Source organism: Paenibacillus sp. A3, assembly GCF_001399685.1.
In the GTDB taxonomy this organism is placed as follows: domain Bacteria; phylum Bacillota; class Bacilli; order Paenibacillales; family NBRC-103111; genus Paenibacillus_G.
Window position 1 is genome coordinate 1 of record NZ_JTHN01000196.1, and the last position, 17,578, is coordinate 17,578.

General features: G+C 57.7%; 20 protein-coding genes and 1 pseudogene. 4 read left to right on the forward strand and 17 right to left on the reverse strand.

Annotation, left to right across the window (positions count from 1 at the left end; translation table 11 throughout):
- Positions 1-152 precede the first annotated feature (152 nt).
- The 15 genes from ssuC to QJ48_RS27200 all read right to left on the reverse strand — a co-directional run bounded on the left by ssuC (position 153) and on the right by QJ48_RS27200 (position 12,610).
- Positions 153-935, reverse strand: a complete 783-nt coding sequence (gene ssuC / locus QJ48_RS27130) for an aliphatic sulfonate ABC transporter permease SsuC (RefSeq protein WP_054976519.1) — start codon at positions 933-935, stop codon at positions 153-155.
- Complete coding sequence (gene ssuD / locus QJ48_RS27135) at positions 904-2,103, reverse strand: FMNH2-dependent alkanesulfonate monooxygenase (RefSeq protein WP_054976520.1); 1,200 nt, start codon at positions 2,101-2,103, stop codon at positions 904-906. Before ssuD ends, ssuC begins: the two co-directional genes overlap by 32 nt.
- Before the next feature lie 20 nt (positions 2,104-2,123).
- Positions 2,124-3,131: a sulfonate ABC transporter substrate-binding protein gene (locus tag QJ48_RS27140; protein ID WP_054976521.1), complete on the reverse strand. Its 1,008-nt coding sequence runs from the start codon at positions 3,129-3,131 to the stop codon at positions 2,124-2,126.
- Complete coding sequence (ssuE, locus tag QJ48_RS27145; RefSeq protein ID WP_054976522.1) at positions 3,128-3,697, reverse strand: NADPH-dependent FMN reductase; 570 nt, start codon at positions 3,695-3,697, stop codon at positions 3,128-3,130. Before ssuE ends, QJ48_RS27140 begins: the two co-directional genes overlap by 4 nt.
- A gap of 117 nt (positions 3,698-3,814) precedes the next feature.
- Positions 3,815-4,018, reverse strand: coding sequence for a YezD family protein (locus tag QJ48_RS27150; protein WP_054976523.1), 204 nt, complete (start codon positions 4,016-4,018; stop codon positions 3,815-3,817).
- A gap of 79 nt (positions 4,019-4,097) precedes the next feature.
- Positions 4,098-4,931: a S9 family peptidase gene (locus tag QJ48_RS27155; RefSeq protein ID WP_054976524.1), complete on the reverse strand. Its 834-nt coding sequence runs from the start codon at positions 4,929-4,931 to the stop codon at positions 4,098-4,100.
- Between the two features lie 90 nt (positions 4,932-5,021).
- Positions 5,022-6,086, reverse strand: coding sequence for a sulfate/molybdate ABC transporter ATP-binding protein (locus QJ48_RS27160; RefSeq protein WP_054976525.1), 1,065 nt, complete (start codon positions 6,084-6,086; stop codon positions 5,022-5,024).
- A gap of 2 nt (positions 6,087-6,088) precedes the next feature.
- Positions 6,089-6,982, reverse strand: coding sequence for a sulfate ABC transporter permease subunit CysW (cysW, locus tag QJ48_RS27165; protein ID WP_054976526.1), 894 nt, complete (start codon positions 6,980-6,982; stop codon positions 6,089-6,091).
- A gap of 21 nt (positions 6,983-7,003) precedes the next feature.
- A complete protein-coding gene (gene cysT / locus QJ48_RS27170) occupies positions 7,004-7,840 on the reverse strand; it encodes a sulfate ABC transporter permease subunit CysT (protein ID WP_010495326.1) in 837 nt (278 codons plus the stop codon).
- A gap of 21 nt (positions 7,841-7,861) precedes the next feature.
- Complete coding sequence (locus QJ48_RS27175) at positions 7,862-8,965, reverse strand: sulfate ABC transporter substrate-binding protein (protein WP_054976527.1); 1,104 nt, start codon at positions 8,963-8,965, stop codon at positions 7,862-7,864.
- A 282-nt stretch (positions 8,966-9,247) separates the two neighbouring features.
- Complete coding sequence (locus QJ48_RS27180) at positions 9,248-9,727, reverse strand: hypothetical protein (protein WP_054976528.1); 480 nt, start codon at positions 9,725-9,727, stop codon at positions 9,248-9,250.
- Between the two features lie 35 nt (positions 9,728-9,762).
- Positions 9,763-10,239: a GNAT family N-acetyltransferase gene (locus tag QJ48_RS27185; protein ID WP_054976529.1), complete on the reverse strand. Its 477-nt coding sequence runs from the start codon at positions 10,237-10,239 to the stop codon at positions 9,763-9,765.
- A gap of 92 nt (positions 10,240-10,331) precedes the next feature.
- The gene (locus QJ48_RS27190) at positions 10,332-10,802 is read right to left on the reverse strand and encodes a Fur family transcriptional regulator (protein ID WP_054976530.1); all 471 of its coding nucleotides are present in this window, start codon (positions 10,800-10,802) and stop codon (positions 10,332-10,334) included.
- 71 nt (positions 10,803-10,873) lie between these two features.
- Positions 10,874-11,899 carry a GTP-binding protein gene (locus QJ48_RS27195; RefSeq protein ID WP_054976531.1) on the reverse strand — a complete coding sequence of 342 codons (1,026 nt, stop codon included), beginning with the start codon at positions 11,897-11,899 and terminating at the stop codon, positions 10,874-10,876.
- 129 nt (positions 11,900-12,028) lie between these two features.
- Entirely contained in the window at positions 12,029-12,610 is a 582-nt protein-coding gene (locus QJ48_RS27200; RefSeq protein WP_054976532.1) for a TetR/AcrR family transcriptional regulator, read from the reverse strand.
- 351 nt (positions 12,611-12,961) lie between these two features.
- Here QJ48_RS27200 and QJ48_RS27205 point away from each other — a divergent pair, with 351 nt between their 5' ends.
- The 4 genes from QJ48_RS27205 (at position 12,962) to QJ48_RS27220 (ending at position 16,750) form a co-directional block, all read left to right on the forward strand.
- Positions 12,962-14,122, forward strand: coding sequence for an MFS transporter (locus QJ48_RS27205; RefSeq protein WP_237763075.1), 1,161 nt, complete (start codon positions 12,962-12,964; stop codon positions 14,120-14,122).
- A 94-nt stretch (positions 14,123-14,216) separates the two neighbouring features.
- A complete protein-coding gene (locus QJ48_RS27210) occupies positions 14,217-14,405 on the forward strand; it encodes a hypothetical protein (protein WP_054976533.1) in 189 nt (62 codons plus the stop codon).
- Positions 14,406-14,705: 300 nt separating this feature from the next.
- Positions 14,706-16,046, forward strand: coding sequence for a hypothetical protein (locus tag QJ48_RS27215; protein ID WP_054976534.1), 1,341 nt, complete (start codon positions 14,706-14,708; stop codon positions 16,044-16,046).
- Between the two features lie 68 nt (positions 16,047-16,114).
- Positions 16,115-16,750 (forward strand): hemolysin III family protein, encoded by a 636-nt coding sequence (locus QJ48_RS27220; protein WP_054976535.1) that lies wholly within the window; start codon positions 16,115-16,117, stop codon positions 16,748-16,750.
- A gap of 68 nt (positions 16,751-16,818) precedes the next feature.
- Here the strand turns inward: QJ48_RS27220 and QJ48_RS27225 are convergent, their stop codons facing one another.
- A complete protein-coding gene (locus QJ48_RS27225; RefSeq protein ID WP_054976536.1) occupies positions 16,819-17,226 on the reverse strand; it encodes a DUF4395 family protein in 408 nt (135 codons plus the stop codon).
- 87 nt (positions 17,227-17,313) lie between these two features.
- Positions 17,314-17,578: pseudogene (locus QJ48_RS27230) on the reverse strand (DNA topoisomerase III); the annotation flags it as partial.

Sequence of the window (17,578 nt, forward strand, 5' to 3'; positions counted from 1 at the left end):
CGGCCGACGACGGCTACAAACTCGCCCGCGTTCAAATCGAGCGTAATCTCTTTCAGTACGGCGCGATCTCCGAATCGCTTGGTCACACGGCGGATATTCAGCTGGATGCCGCCTTGTCTTGCGTTCATACGGAACCCTCCTTCAGTTCAAGGTCAGGCTTTCTTAAAATTCGGGTGCCACTGCAGCCAGCGCCGCTCAAGCCCTTTGGCCATCGCGTCCGACAGCTTCCCAAGCAAGGCGTAGACGATGATGCTGAGCACCACGACGTCCATTTGCATGAATTCCCGCGCATGCATCGCCATATAGCCGATGCCCGAATCGGCGGAGATCGTCTCGGCGACGATCAGCGTGATCCACATGATCCCGAGCGCGTAACGCACCCCGACCAAAATGCTTGGGAGCGCGCCGGGCAGAATGACCTGCCAGAACAGCGGGAGGCCCTGCAAGCCGTAAACTTTGCCCATTTCAATCAAGCCCGGATCGACGGAGCGGATACCATGAAATGTATTCAGGTAAACCGGAAAGGCGCAGCCCAGCGCGACCAGAAACAGCTTCGCCTCTTCGCCGATGCCAAACCATAGAATGACGAGCGGAATGAGGGCCAAATGCGGAATGGTGCGGATCATCTGCATGGACGAGTCGGTCAGCTTCTCCAGCAGCGGCGACACTCCGTTTGCGAGTCCGAGCGCCAGGCCGATTCCCCCGCCGACGGCAAAGCCGAGCAATGCGCGCTTCGCGCTGATCCCGATATGCTGAAGCAGCGTGCCCTTTTCGGCGAGCGGAATGAAGGCCTGGATGACCTGCAAAGGCGTCGGCAAAATGCGTGTCGAGATGATGCCGATCTGTCCGAGAACCTGCCATATCAGCACAATGGCGACCGGGACGAGCCAGGGCAGCCAGCCTTTAGCGCGCGAGTCGCGGAATGCGGCCTTCATCGGCTTGCACCTCGTTTTCTTTGATGAATATGGGGCCTTGGTTAGTTGGCAGGTCGTTGTTGGCGATAATTTCGCCGAACGGACTTGCCGAGGAAACGCCGGCGGCTGCGGCTTCCTGCTTCAACGACAGCAGCGGGAACACCAGCTCCGCCATCCGGTAAGCTTCTTCCAGATGCGGGTAACCGGATAAAATAAATGTGTCGATGCCGAGCTCCGCATATTGTTTCATCCGGGCCGCCACCGTCTCGGGGTCTCCGACGAGCGCTGTTCCGGCTCCGCCGCGTACCAAGCCGATTCCGGCCCACAGGTTCGGGCTGATCTCCAGCCCTTCGCGCTTCCCGCTGTGCAGTTCCGCCATCCGGCGCTGCCCGACGGAGTCGAAACGGGCGAACACCTGCTGCGCTTGCGCGATCGTCTCGTCATCCACATAGCGGATCAGCTCGTTGGCTGCGTTCCAAGCCTCCTGCTCCGTCTCCCGGACGATCACGTGGAGCCGGATGCCGAACCTCACCTGCCGCCCCTTCGCTTCCGCCAGCTTGCGCACGCGCTTGATTTTGCCCTCGACCTGAGCCGGCGGCTCGCCCCAAGTCAAGTACACGTCGATATGTTCGGCGGCAATCGTCTGGGCAATGTCGGAGGATCCGCCGAAATAAAGCGGAGGATGCGGCTTTTGCAGCGAGGGGTACAGCAGCGTACCGCCCTTGACTGTCAAATAGTCACCCTCGAAGGTGACTTCCCCGCCCTCCAGCCCCTTCCGCCATATATGCAAAAATTCATCCGTCAGCTCATAACGCGACGTATGATCGAGGAACAAGCCGTCTCCGGCATTTTCCACCGGATCGCCGCCGGTGACCACGTTGATCAGCAGCCGCCCGCCGGACAGACGGTCCAGCGTGGCAGCCATGCGGGCCGACAGCATCGGCGACATCAGTCCCGGGCGAATGGCAACCAAAAACTTGAGGCGCTTGGTCTGCGGCACGAGAGCCGAGGCGACGGTCCATGCGTCTTCGCACGATTTCCCCGTCGGCAGCAGCACGCCTCCGTATCCGAGCCGGTCGGCCGCCTGGGCGATTTGACTCATATACGAAAAATCAACGGCGCGGGCTCCCTTCAACGTGCCCAAGTAACGGCCGTCTCCGTGGGTCGGGATAAACCAGAACACTTCCATCGTCCGTCCTCCTTTCAGGGTTATTGTTGCGAGTCTAACAACGCTTCGCTCACCTTGATCGCTTTGGGGATGAGCCCAATTTGCAGAAACGTATCCGCCACGCGCTGCTGCTCGGCGATCACTTGCCCGTTGATCGGCAGCAAGCCGTAATCGCGCCTTCCCATGGCGAGCTCCAGCGACGGAATATCGATACCAAGCTGCGGCGACAAGAGCTGCGCCACCTCCTGCGGATTCGCCTTCACCCAGGCACCGACCTTGTTCAATTCCTCCAACAGGACGGCGGTGATCTCTTTGTTCCGCTCGGCAAACGGGCGGGAAGCCAAATAAAACTCATGGTTGGACACCACGTCTTTCCCGTCCGCCAATACTCTTGCCTTGGCGGACGTCTGCACGGCGGCGAAATACGGGTCCCAAATGACCCAAGCGTCAACGCCGCCCCGCTCGAAAGCGACTCTGGCATCGGCCGGAGGCAGAAACACCGTACGAACGTCGGAATAGCTCAAACCGGCTTGCTCAAGCAGCTTCACGAGCAAATAATGAACGTTGGACCCTTTGTTTAAAGCGACCTTTTTGTCCTTCAAATCCTTGACGCTTTGAATCGGGGACGCTTCAGGCACGACAATCGCTTCGCTGGCCGGTCTTGCCTGCTCATACGCCAAATAAACCAAGGGCGCTCCGGCCGCCTGCGCGAAGATCGGGGGCGCTTCGCCCGTATGCCCGAAATCGATGCTGCCCACATTGAGCGCCTCAAGCAGCTGCGGACCGCCGGGAAATTCCGTCCACGTCACGGCGTAGCCCGCCTCTTGCAGTTTTTGATCAAGCTTCCCTTGCGCCTTCAGAAAGTTCACGGTGCCGTATTTCTGGTACCCAATCCGCACCTGCTTCACTTTTTCATCCTTCCCGCCGGCGGCTCCTGCGGTTCCGCCCGGACCGGACTTGGCCGCCGCCGCGCAGCCGGCTGCAGCGGCTGCCAGCAGCCCTGCCAGCAAAGCCAATGCGAACGATCTCGCCCCCAGCTTCCGTCTCATACGACGGCTCCCTGGCCCTGGACCGTCCGTTCCGCGTACAGCCGCGCCTCTTGCGTAAAATCCAGCGCGGACTGGCGAAGCCGTGCCTCCAGCTCCTCGGCCACCTCGAACCCGCCTTCCTCCTTGCGCTTCACCTGCGTATCCAGCGCATACACGCCTTGCAGCTGATTGCGCGCCCCGAGCGCCGACAACACCGGTTTCAGCGCATAATCGATCGCCAGCAGGTGCGCGGCCGAGCCGCCGATGGCGACCGGCAGGATCACTTTGCCTTCGAGTCCCCGCTGCGGAATGAGATCCAGAAAAGCTTTCAATACGCCGGTATAGGCTGCTTTGTAGATCGGAGTCGCTACGACGACCGCGTTTGCCTGCTCGATGAGCCGGTTGGTCGCAATAATGACCGGGCTGTCGAACCTCGTGTATACCAAATCCTCGGGCGGCAGCTCGTGGACGCGAATCCACTCCGGACGCAGCCCTTCCTGCTGCAATACCGATTCAATCGATTGCAGTACGCCGTTCAGCCGGGAAGCCGGGGACGGACTGCCGGAAATAATAACAAGTTTAGCCATAGTCATACACTCCTTTTATTCATTATAAAGCGAAATAAGAAAGAGACCTCCGGCGAACGCGCGGCAATGTGCCATGCAGTTCGGGAGGTCTCCAGCGGTTCGGTGGACCCTTTCGCATCAAGGGGTGCGCTTATGTTGTTTTTGTTCGGGCAGATGGCGCTGGGTTGCCGAATCCGATTCAAAACGTTTGCGTTCCGTACGTTCGATTTGCACGATTCGTCCGTCATGCACGACGATCTGCACCGTACCGTATTCGAGTCCGTTGACACTTTGAAGGATGCGTTTCGTCCAAAGTTCATCCACATCGAGCGGCTTAGCCATCCTAATCCCTCCAGATTTAATGTTTTTTATTCCTATGTGTTAAGTTGGTATTGTATGTTAAAAAAAATGCGTATTCCCGTCAAATCGTCCAGTCGTTCCACTCGTTTTTGCGTTTGTCGATGTACAACAGCCAATCCCTTGTTTTGGTCAACAACTGCTCTTTGGCCAGACTGCCCGTAAATGTATGATCGGCCTGGAAAATAATTTCTTTCTCGCACTGCCCCTGGCTGCGCAGCCAGAACAGCTTCTGGTACAAAAAGCAGTAATCGACGGGAATCACGTCATCTGCCGTACCGTGAACGAGCAGGACGTCGCCGTTAAATTTGCGAAGCTGCTCGAACGGCTGGTGCTGCGACAATGATTCGAAGAAAACCGGCTGCAGCGCATAGCCGAGATGATCCGCCGAGCCGCATTGAACGGCTGTCTCGTACGTTTTCTTCCCTGTGATGTTCACGATGTCGTTAAACGGATACGCGACGGCCGACCAGAGCACGAGCGATTTCACCCGTTTGTCCCGGGCGGCGGTCAGGATGGCGACGGCTCCGCCGAGGCTGTGTCCGAGCAGCACGACCCGCTGCGGGTCGACGCAGTCGATATCGAGCGCGTAATCGAGGACGATGCGCGTCTGGTCGATCAGCGCATTCAAGCCTCCGGCGCCGTAGTCGCCCGTGCTCTCGCCGCAGCCGCCGTAGTCGAAACGGAGCACCATGTAGCCATGACGGGCAAATTCCCGCGCCGCCAGGACGAACAAGCGGTTGACGCCGATTCGCGTGCCGACGAAGCCGTGGCATATGATGATGATCGGATAACGGCCCGACCCGCAGCCTTTTCCGCCCTCCTCTTCCGCCGGCGGATAATGGAGGGTGGCCGCCAGTTCGTATGGTTCGCTTCGTATCGTAATGTGGTGTTCCATCATCGACTCCCCCTTTCTGCGGACCTCTTCGGTGTCCGTCGCTTATGTGACGCTGCGCGTGCGCACCGATCCCTCTGGGCACATAGATTTTTAAATATGCACCGGCATCGGGTCGGTTTTTAAACTGTTTTCCAATGTCAGATGTTCGTTTTCGTTGAACAGGTACAAGCGGTGAATCAACACGCTCACCCGGTCTCCGGCATGAAGCTGCGGCAGCTCCAGCGAGCGGTAAGCGAACAGCTTCTCGCTGCCGAGCGTCACTTCGATCTGCCAATTCGTTCCGCGGAAGTAAACGTTCTTGACGACGCCCTGCTCGGCTGCGGACGGGAAAGGCAGCTCGCCGGGGAAGCCGACCTCGATAAACTCGGGACGGATAATCGCTTTTGCGCCCTCGATCGCCCCGGCAGCCGGGAAGCCTTTGAGCGCCGTGGCGTCTCCCAGCTGATTCGATTCGCCGATGAAATTCGCCACAAACGGCGTTTCCGGCTGCTTGTAAATTTCAATTGGCGTGCCCTGCTGCTCCAGACGGCCTTGGTTGATGATCATGATCTGATCGGCCACCTCGACGGCTTCCTCTTGGTCGTGCGTGACAAAGATGGTCGTAATGCCGACGCGGTCGATCATCTCCTTCAGCCAGGTGCGCAGCTCTTTGCGTACTTTGGCGTCGATGGCGGCAAACGGCTCATCCAGCAACAGCAGCTGCGGCTCGGGCGCGATGGCGCGGGCAAAGGCGACACGCTGCCGCTGTCCGCCGGAAAGCTGGTGCGGCAGCCGCTTCTCCAGCCCCGCCAAGCCGGTCAGCTCGATCAGTTCCAGCACGCGCTGCTTAATCTGAGCCTTGCTGCGCTTCTGAACCGTCAGTCCGAAGGCGATGTTGTCGAACACGCTCATGTGGCGGAACAGCGCGTAGCTCTGGAATACGAAGCCGATGCCGCGCGCTTGCGGCGGAAGCGAGTTGACCTTTTGCCCGTGAAAGAGAATGTCGCCCGAATCCGGCTCCTCCAGTCCGGCAAGCATGCGAAGGATCGTCGTTTTCCCGCCCCCGCTCGGTCCGAGCAGACCGATCAGCTTCCCTTTTTCAATCTCAAAGCTGACATCTTTGGTCGCCTGAAAGCTACCGAAGCTTTTCGTCAAATGTTTGGCCACAATGTGCATGATCAGGTCTCTCCTTCCCTGTTGAGCTGCTGCTGATGGTGCTTCCACTCGATGACGCTTTTGACGACGAGAGTGACCACCGCAAGCAGGACGAGCAAAGACGCCATGGCGAACGCGCCGGCAAAATTATATTCGTTGTACAGTATCTGTATATGCAGCGGCATCGTGTTCGTCGATCCGCGAATATGACCGGAGACAACCGATACGGCGCCGAATTCGCCCATGGCACGGGCGTTGCACAGGATAACCCCGTACAGCAGCCCCCACTTGATGTTGGGCAGCGTGATCTTCCAGAAGATGCGCCACCCTTTGGCGCCGAGCGTCACGGCGGCCTCTTCCTCCAGCGTCCCTTGAGCCTGCATCAGCGGCAGCAGCTCCCGGGCGACGAACGGGAAGGTGACGAATACCGTGGCGAGCACGATGCCCGGCAGCGCGAAAATGATCTTGAGATCGTTCTCCTGCAGCCACGGGCCGAACCAACCTTTCGCGCCGAACAGCAGGACGAAGATCAAGCCCGAGATCACCGGGGACACCGCAAACGGCAGGTCGATGAGCGTGATCAGCAGATTTTTTCCTTTAAATTGGAACTTCGTGATCGCCCATGCCGCCGCCAGCCCGAACAGCAGGTTAAGCGGCACCGCGATGACGGCGACGAGCAGCGTCAGGCGAATGGCGGCGGCCGCATCGGACTCGATCAGCGAAGCCGCGTACACCTCCCAGCCTTTGCGGAACGCTTCGACGAAGACGCTGACCAAAGGCAGAATGAGCAAAAACCCCAAAAACAACAGTGCGACGGCAATGAGCGCCCATTTCACGATCCGGGGCTCGGTAATGTGACGCGGACGTTCGGCAGCGGCCGAACCCGATTTCACTGCGGTGGCTACGTAACCGGCCATAGTCTTCCTCTCCTCCCCGGCTTATGCCGATGTGACATGGCGGTTCGCCCGCCATTGCAGCAGATTGATGACGAGCAGCGTCACGAAGGAAATGACCAGCATGACCAAGGCGATTGCCGTCGCGCCGGCGTAATCGTACTGCTCCAGCTTCGTCATGATCAGGAGCGGCGCGATCTCGGTCTTCATCGGCATATTGCCGGAGATGAACACGACCGAACCGTACTCCCCCACCGCCCGGGCGAACGCCAGCGTAAAGCCGGTCAGCAGCGCAGGCAGCAGCTCAGGGAACAGGATGCGGACGAACGTCTTCCAGCGGCTTGCGCCGAGGCTCACCGCCGCTTCCTCGACCTCCTTCTCCAACTCTTCCATTACCGGCTGAAGCGTCCGGACGACGAACGGAATGCCGATGAACGTCAGCGCAAGCATGATGCCGAGCGGCGTAAAGGCGATTTTGATCCCCAGCGGCTCCAGCAGCTTGCCGACCCAGCCGTTCTGCGAATAGATCGTTGTCAGGGCGATCCCGGCGACGGCCGTCGGCAGCGCAAAGGGCAAATCGACGAGCGCGTCGACGATTTTTTTGCCCGGAAACGAGTACCGGACCAGCACCCAGGCGACGATGAAGCCGAACACCGAATTGACGAGCGCGGCCCCAAACGCCGTGCCGAAGCTGACTTTGTAGGAAGCGATGACCCGGGGGTCGGTAATCGTATGCCAGAACGCCTCCCAGCCCATCCCGGAGCTTTTAATGAAAATGGCCGACAAGGGAAACAGAACGATTAAACTCAAGTACAAAACAGTAAAACCCATCGATAAACCGAATCCGGGTAAAATACTGCGCTTTTTCCAAGCTTTGGCCATCGTCTATTCTCTCCCTGTCTGTTACGGTTTGTAGATTTGGTCGAATACGCCGCCGTCGCTAAAATGCGTCTTTTGCGTTTTCGCCCAGCCCCCGAACGGCTCGTCATCGATGGTAAACAGGTTTACTTTGGAGAACTGGCTCTCGTACTTCTTCGCGACCGACTCCAGACGCGGACGGTAATAGTTTTTGGCCGCAATCTCCTGCCCTTCCTCCGAGTACAAATAGTCCAGATACGCCTGCGCCACTTCGCGGCTGCCTTTCTTGTCGACTACTTTGTCGACGACGGCGACCGGAGGCTCGGCAAGCACGCTGATCGAAGGTGTGACGATCTCGAATTTGTCTTTGCCAAACTCGTTGATGGACAGATACGCTTCGTTCTCCCAGGCGATCAGCACGTCGCCGATGCCGCGCTGGACGAAGGTCGTGGTCGCATCGCGCGCGCCGGAATCGAGCACCGGCACGTTTTTGAACAGCTGCTGCACGAACTCTTTCGCCTTGGCTTCGTCTTTATTGTTCTTCTGGTAGGCGTAGCCCCAAGCGGCCACATAGTTCCAACGGGCGCCGCCGGACGTTTTTGGGTTCGGCGTAATGACCTGCACGCCCGGCTTGATCAGATCGTCCCAATCCTTGATGCCCTTCGGGTTGCCTTTCTTTACGAGGAAGACGATGGTCGAAGTATACGGGGAGCTGTTGTTTTTCAGCTTCTTCTGCCAATCCGCTTGAATGAGTCCCGCTTGCTGAACCGCGTCGATGTCGTAGGCCAGCGCGAGCGTCACCACATCCGCTTCCAACCCGTCGATGACCGAACGTCCCTGTTTGCCGGAGCCGCCGTGCGACTGCTTGAAGGTGACGTCCTGCCCCTTCGTCTTTTTCCAATAGGCGGCAAACGTTTTATTGTAGCTTTGATACAGCTCGCGCGTCGGGTCGTACGAGACGTTAAGCAGCTCGATCGGCTTTGCCGCAGAAGCCGCAGGCTTCGTGCCGTCACCGGGAGCCGGGGCTGCCCCGCCCGAATCCGGTTTGGCGCCGCCGCAAGCCGTCAGCCCGACGAGCGATATCGTAAGTACGCTGAATAATGACCATTTACCGAACAACCGTAGCACGTGATTTGTGTGAGCGCGCATAACCTTTTCTCTCCCCATTTATCAATTATGCTTATAATTTCCGTTTATCGGATCGGAGGGGCGGGTCAATCGCCCACAGCTCATTATATGGCGTTCCGGTTGTCCGGTGACTAACTAATAATTCCGATAAACTTACTTAGTTATGTCAGTATATTAGCATCGGCCCTGTGTCCTGTCAATCGCTTTTTTTGGGATTTTTTCACTGTTCAGTCATAAAAAAAGAGGAGCCAGATCGCTCCCCGTTTCGCGTTGAATTTTCCCTTTGCTGCGGCTCTTCCCAGACTAGTGCCAATAATATTGCTCCACAACGACAGCCCCTACCAAGATTGCACCGTTTAAATCGATTTGGCTCCGAATCATCTTTTCAAATATTGCTGTGCAATAGTTTTTCGCCTCGGCAGCTCCCGTCGGGCCTGAAAAGGACGCCAAGTGGAGATGGTATTGTTGTGTTTCCGGCTTCCAATACTCCATAGGCACGGCCTCGTTCCGCAGAACGTACATTTCTCCCGTATGGTTCACAGGCCAATCTTGAAGCCCGTCCGAATCCATCAAAAATGCCCGTTCCAAGATCGTCAGCCCGGTGTACCCCATGGGCATCGCTTTGGATAATTCACGGTTGTGGTAATCAAAGTCGCTTAGATCGTCCGAAAGATGGGACAGGCATTTTCCCCGATTGGATAAATAAGCAAAATAGGTCCCCTCCGCATCCCGCGAAAATACGTTTTGCCGCGAATGCTTCGGATAATCGCAATACAATGACAAGTTCGCTTCCCCTTCCAGTCCGTGCAATTCCGCTTTTACGGCCGCAATTCCTTGACAAACAACACCCGGTCTTGCCCTTTCCCGTCATAATTGGCCGTAACCTGCACCCCGTCTACCTCGGCAGTTCCCTTATCCATCCGGAAGCCCATGCGGGTATGAAAGGCAATGGATGTTTTATTGACCGGCGACGTGACGCAGCGCACGATCTCGCATCCCTTCTCACGAGCCTTGTCGAAGAACTTCCCGTACAGGCGTTTGGCGATGCCGTCTTTCCGATGCTCCGGATGTACGCCGATGAAATGAATATAGGCCTGCTCCGGGTACGTCTGGGAGACAAAGCCGATTAAAAAGCCGATGATTTGACCGTCCTGCTCGGCTACAAAGCTTGTATCTTGAAAATGCTGAAAAAACAGCTTCGGCAGCATGTCGGCCATCGGCCGGCCGCCCCACCAATCGTCGATCACGGAGATAACAGGTATGTAATCGGATTCGAGCACATGCCGGAAATGCATAGACGAACTCACTCTCCATTTCTTTTCTCTTTAAACAAAAGACAGCGCCCCTTCGCGGGTACACTGTCTTCCATGATGGCAGCCTGGCTGTATTAATGTTTTTCCGTTCCTGCTTCGCGGGATTCCGCAGGCGCGCAGTCGCCGCAATAGCCCAAAATTTCAAACCGGTGGTTGACGATTTGAAAATCGGACGGCAGATTGTCGATCTGCTTCATCGGGCAAAATTCGAAAGGCACCGTTTTCTCGCAGTTCATGCAAATGAGATGATGATGGTGGTGCGACTGGCAGCGGGCGCGGAACTTCAGTCCGTCGTTTAAGTAAATTTGTTCCAGAACACCCATCTCGCTCAGCAGGCGCAGGTTGCGGTACACCGTATCGAAGCTGACGCCGGGATAAGGCTGCTTCATATAGTCATAAACGTCCTTGGGGGACAAATAGCCGGTCGATTCGGCGAACAAGGCGGCAAGGCTCTTCCGTTGGTCGGTGATGCGCCAGCCTTTGGCCGACATGGCCTTCAAAATATCTTGAACGGTCGACTGAACCTCATGCACGTGATTTCCCATAACTACCTCTTCCCTATGAATACGCTATCGGATACTACTAATAATGCCTGAATCCGCAGCGGGAGTCAAGGTTACCGCCCTTCCAGAGCCGCCAGTTCAGCCGCCAGAGAAGACCGGTCAAAGTGCTCGCCGATAAACACCGCCACGCTGGGCAGCTCTTCCTTCGGCGCTATTTTCACGAAATCCATCTCGCGGTACGCATATTGGAACAGGAACGGACTGACCGTATCGGTGAACCGCAAAATGCCTTTGGCCCGGTAAATTTCCTGCGGGAGCCGTCCGATCAGCGCTTCAAACTGCTCGCTGTCCACCGGCCGTGCGAAGTAATGCGTATAGACCATCACATGCTCATGGCTGTGGTGATGTGCATCGCTTCCGCGCTCGTGGTCATGATCGTGACCTACGGTTCCGCAGGCTCCGCCGTCGGCATGCTCATGTCCGCAGCCGCAAGCGGAAGCCGCCTGGTGCCGCTCCGCTACGCCGCCTTCAAGGCGGTCGAACAAGGACAGCTCGATCTCGCAGCGCACGGTCGGCAGAATCGGGGCTGCCGGATTCAGTTCCCGGATCAGCGTATCCAGACGCACGAGCTCCCTCGGGGGCACAAGATCCGTCTTGTTCAGCAAAATGCGCGTCGCGCAGCGGATTTGATCCTGCATGAGCCGGAACGTTTTGCCCACCGGACTGTGCGAGCGCTCGCTGAGCTGCGCCGCATCGACGACCGTAATGACCGACTTCAGCTCCACTTTCGTCAGGAGCGAAGCATCCGTGACACCGTCCAACATCTCGATCGGGTTGGCCGCTCCTGTGCATTCCACAAACACGACGTCCGGTCGATGCTCCTCGACCAGTTGCTTCAGCTCCATGCCCAGATCGCCACGAATCGTACAGCAGATGCAGCCGCCGAGCATTTCGGTCATCGGCACGTCCTCGTCCACGAGCATCCCGTCCAGGTTCACGTCGCCCAGCTCGTTCATCAGAACGGCGGGCTTCCTGCCGCTCAGCTTATAATAATCCAGCGCCCGGGTCAGCAGCGTCGTCTTGCCGCTGCCCAAAAATCCGGTCAAAATATGAACCGGAACCGATCGTTCTTCCTTCAAGTCGCTACACCGCTTTCCTTTTATGTTCGCAAGTCAGGTTGTTGCCCTACTTTTTTTCAAATTTTACTCCGTCCGCTCGGCCTTGTCAATTAATCGTAATTTTTATCATTAAAATTTTGACCGGTCAAGTTACTTCAACAATTCAAGAATCGTCGCGATAAAATGTTCCGCAACCGAACGTTCGGGACGGGATTTCATCAGCACGGTAAGTCCGATGACCGACACGAGCAAAGTGTGGGCCAACGCCTTGGCGCTGCCGACTTGCTTCAGCTCTCCTGACTGTATTCCGCGTTCGATCGCTTCTTGAAACAGGGCAGCCAGATACATCTGATGCTCTCTGGTGAGAACCTCGAATTTGGCGTCATGCGGCGCAAGCTCCACCATGACGTTGATGCAGAAGCATCCCTTGTTGGGCCCTTTCTCCTCCGCTTCCGCCGCAATCCCTTCAAAATAGGACCGGAACGCTTCCTTGACGGATGAAGCGTTTTGCAGCTTGAACCGGACGTAAGAGGAGTGAGCGTGCGTATATTTGCGCAGCGCAGCTTCGAACAGCTCCTTCTTGTCTCCGAAGGCCGAATAAAGGCTTGGGCGCTGTATGCCCATTCCGGACGTGAGATCGCTTAAAGAAGTCGCTTCGTACCCCTTCTCCCAAAATAGCCGCATCGCGGCATCCAAAGCCTTGTCTTCGTCAAACGCCCTTGGCCGTACCATAAGAATAGCCTCGTTTCATATCGATTAGTATACTATGATTTTAGGCCTTGAAGCCGCCATTGTCAAATTCCACAGGCGTTCACCAGACGCGTTTTGCTGGAATTTCAGCACGTTTCCCGGCCATTCGGCCTCTTGACAGCAGCCCTGCACGAGAGTTATATTTACGAAGCAAATTACATACCAATCGGTATAATATACTTTTTGGTACATAATATTCTTACTTGTCAGGAGGTAAAAACGATGGATAGGCATGAAAAAAAGGCGGGGGGTCTTGATGAGGACCGCAGCAAGGCAAGGCCGAAGACGCCGCATGGAGGCTTGGCCGCAGAGGAACCGGCTTCTGCGCCGGCGATGTCCCGTTCCGTCGCGCTATTGTTTGCCATCGCCTGCGGGCTTGCCGTCGCCAACGTCTACTATGCGCAGCCGCTGCTCGACGCGATGGCAAGCGAGCTTGGCATTGACCGCGCAGCAGTGGGCGTTGTCATCACGGCCACTCAGATATGCTATGCGCTGGGACTGCTAATGCTCGTCCCGCTCGGCGATCTGGTGAACCGCCGGAAGCTGATCGTCGGCCAAATGCTGTTGTCCGTATTGGCGCTTATTGCGGTCGGCACCGCCTCTACCGCCGCCGTACTGCTCGCGGGCATGGGTGCGGTCGGCCTGCTTGCCGTAGTGACGCAGACGCTTGTGGCCTACGCTTCGACGTTGGCTGCGCCCTCCGAGCGGGGCCGGGTCGTCGGCCTGGTAACGAGCGGCGTGGTGATCGGCATTCTGCTTGCCCGAACCGTCGCCGGGACGCTGACCGATCTCGCAGGCTGGCGTTCGGTATATTTCGTCTCAGCCGGATTGACGGTGCTCATGGCCGGGCTCCTGTTCCGGGTGCTGCCGCGTAAAGATCACGGAAAGGTACCGATGACGTATCCGCAGCTGCTGCGCTCCGTATTCGCTTTATTCGTGCAGGAGCCGGTGCTGCGCATTCGCGGTATTCTCGCGATGCTTATTTTCGCCTCGTTCAGCGTGCTATGGACCTCGCTCGTGCTGCCGCTCAGCTCGCCGCCGCTGTCGCTTTCCCATACCGCGATCGGATCGTTCGGGCTCGTGGGCGTAGCGGGAGCGTTGGCGGCGGCGCGTGCGGGACGGCTCGCAGACCGGGGCACGGGACAGCAGACCACCGGTATCGCGCTCATGCTGCTGCTGGTTTCGTGGCTGCCGATCAGTCTGACCGAACGCTCCCTGTGGGCCCTGATCGCCGGAGTGGTTCTCCTCGATCTCGCGGTGCAAGCCGTGCACGTCACCAATCAGAGCATGATTTACAACGTGCGCCCGGAAGCCCGCAGCCGTCTCGCCGGCGCGTACATGATCTTCTATTCGATCGGCAGCGCTGTCGGCTCGATTTCCTCGACGCTCATGTACGCGCGGGCCGGTTGGACCGGCGTCTGTCTGCTGGGCGCGGCCATAAGCGGTCTCGCGCTGCTGTTCTGGGGACTGACCCGGCGCTTGACGTCCACATGAACTTGGACAATACCCTTTTTCTTCCGTAGTCCACTCCTCTTTTTTTGAAGATTCATATGAATATATGGAGTCCATCGAAAAGGAGGTTGGGCCTATGCGTGAAAAATGGAAAAAGCCAGCGCTCATTCTAGGTATTCTTGGTGGCGCGAAGCTTGCCTTGGGCAGCTTCGGATACGACATCCCCGATAATCTCATTAACGATATCGCAAATGGAGTAAGCGCTGTTCTCGTTCTCGTCGGCATTATTGTTGATCATGGCAAACCGAAAGACGGCACCGTATAACCATCCGATCTCCGCGGACTTAACGCCTCTCGCATGCGAGAGGCGTTTCTTTATGGGTTGATCAAGTGTGGCTGGCAACAATAAAAAGGCCGTTTGGCAAATTTTTCTGCTATCCGGCTCATATAAATAATCCGAAGGCTTTGGAACCATACGGCTCTTGAAAGGCGGCAAAAGGGCTGCGTTCCGTAAGCATCCGCGGACTTCTAATTTGAATCCGCGGAGCATGGAGCGTACTATGGAAGGAAACGATTCTAGAAGAAATCGGTTATCGCTATGTATGAAGGAAAGCGAGGGATACGCATGTCTGTCCGCCCCCCGAGTCGGCCTACGATTCAAATCGATCCGACCTTTGCTTATTATCTCGGCCGTTCCCCCGAAAGCGTCGCCTCCGAGCTGGAACTTGCCGGATTCCGTACCGTGCGCTATTTTGTGACGGATGAAACCCGGGTGAACGGCAGGCTCGTAGCGGCGCTTCGCGAGCGCGGCATGGACGTCTGGGCGATGGTGATCGGCAACGGGACGTACACGACCGAAAATTTGCCTCCGGATTGGCCGGAGTGGCAAATGACGCTGCTGAAGCCGGTCGACGACGGATTTACCCGGCTATCCCCTTTCAGCCACCGCTATGTGGCATGGAAAAAAGCGGCGGCTGCCCATCTCGTCCGCACGCATCCGTTTACGGGCTTTGAGGTGGCCGAGCCGTATTTTCCCGAGTGGAACGGACTCGCAAGCGGCGTGTACGGCGATGTCGGCCCGTATGCCCGGGCGGCGTTCAAGCAATTCAGCGGCAGCGACATGCCGGAATTTCGTTACTCCTCCTCTCCGCTGTACTACAAAAAGGACCGCGGGCGTTACTTGCTGTGGATCGAATTTCGGGTACAGGCGGTGAACGCGTTTCTGAACGAGCTGATCAACGGAGCCGGCGGGGTCCGTGAAACGAGACCCGATATCAAAGTCGCAACGTGGTCCCTTGCGGTGGACGCCGGTCAAGACCCCGTCGGAGCGCTTCGCGAGTATCAGGGCGTGGATGCGGTTGAAATGATCCGGACGGTCCGCCCGGACGCCCACATACTTCAGACCCATTGGCCCGACTGGATGCGGGTGCATCTGCCGCCCGATTACATAAGACATTACCGGCCCTTCGCGGAAAGCATCCGTGCCGTTCATCCGGGCATACCGCTGGGCATCCAGACGGATATCGGCTCGCAGGCCCGGATGCGACGCAGCCGGACCTGGATCCGGGAGTTCGCCAAATCGGCGGGTGAGCTCGGTTACCGGTTCTGGACGGCCTACGAGTATTCCATAGGCCTGCCAATGTACCGGGAACCGCCCCGGGTGCTGCGAGTCCAGCGCCCGGACCGCCAACTCGCGGTGCTGGAATTCAACAAACGCGTGGATGCCGAATCCGCCGCGGAACCTTGGCATTACCGCTGTGTCGCCGGCGGACAGCCGCTGGAGCTTGCGATCCGCGTCATTCAAGTAGACGGCAACGTCGTTGTATTGCAAGCGGATTTTCCCCGCGTATCGTTCGAGCTGTTCGCGGAAGGAGTTCGCGACACTCCCGAGCTGAGGCTCATTCCAAACGAGCCGGGGAACGAATCGCCCCGAGGCTTTCCGATCCCGGTTGCGGGCTGGTACTAAGAGTTGGTCATTTCTCCGGTCGCGGGTTATAATGGAAAAAATCCATCAACCGACGGGAGATGAATGCAATGACTTTTTCGTCTTGGAAAGAAGAGCGGGCCAATGCCATCAGCCACGGCATCGGCGCCGCGCTCAGCGTCGCGGCTCTCGTTCTGCTGCTGCTTCATTCGCTGCAGAACGGCACGGTCTGGCATATCGTCAGCTTTACCGTATTCGGCGTCTCGCTCATTCTGCTGTACGTCTGCTCCACCTTGCTGCATAGCGCCCGCAAGGCGCGCTGGATCGATCTGTTCGAAATTATGGACCACTCGGCCATCTACGTGCTCATCGCAGGCACCTATACCCCGTTCTTGCTCGTGACGATTCGCAGCCCTCTGGGGTGGAGCTTATTCGGCGTCGTATGGGGACTTGCGCTGCTGGGCATTGTGTTCAAGCTGTTTTTCGTCAAGCGTTTTAACGTCCTCTCGACCCTGTTCTATATCGCGATGGGCTGGATGGTCATGTTTGCATTCCGTCCGCTGCAGGAACAGCTTCCCGCAGCCGGAATCGACTGGCTGGTCGCCGGAGGCCTGCTGTATACGGTCGGTACAGTCTTTTATTTATGGCGCAAGCTCCCTTACGCCCACACCGTATGGCACGTGTTCGTGCTGGGAGGAAGCATCTGCCACTTTTGCTCCGTCTATTTCTATGTGCTGCCCTGGTAAGGCATAACGGCAAAAAAGCTTTCACGCAGACTCTGCGGTGAAAGCTTTTTGTATGTCTGTAACCTCGGTTATTTGCGGAGGCGCTTGAACCGGTAATACAGGAAGCAGCCGAAACAAAAACCGCATAGAGCCGCGAGCGCGGCAAGCGCCACGATGCCGGCGAGGACGTATCCGAGCCAGCCGCCCGGATTCACCCAGAACGCTAGCAGCGACAAGGTCAGCAGCAGGACGGCTACGGCGCTGTTGAACCGCAGCAGCTCCCGCGATTCGGTGCGGGCTCCTGCGACACGGCTGCGAAGCAGCGGGGCGGCGAGCTGCACGATCAGGTTGGCGCGAATGCCCTGCCATAAGCCGAGCACTTGAACCGCCCACAAGGCGGCGATCAGCGACGGCTGGCGCAGCGCTACCGCAAGCGCAACCAGCAGGACAATGCCGGCCTGGTTCGCGCGGACGTACGGAATGGGAATTTCTTTCATAAGCGCTCGAATTCACCCCACGATAAAAATAGCTTTGCTTGGTCGGGAGCCTGACTCGCCGACGTATGCTTGCAGCCGGCAAGGCTCCTAAGAGGATACCGGCTCCAGCCTAAGCTGTCCCGTGTTCGGGTCCTGCAGCACGAGCCGCCCTTCGACCGGCCGTCCCTGCTCGTCAACCAGCCTCATCAGCGCCGTGCGCCCGTGTTTCAGGAGATACGCGATGGCGGCGTCCGTCAGCGAGGCCCCGAAGCTGTCCTTCCAGATCACGAAGGTACAGCCGGTCTTGTACGCGCTGCAGCCATAGCCGCGCTTGCCGCGGATGATGCTGCCGCGGCAGCCCGCGCGCGGGCTG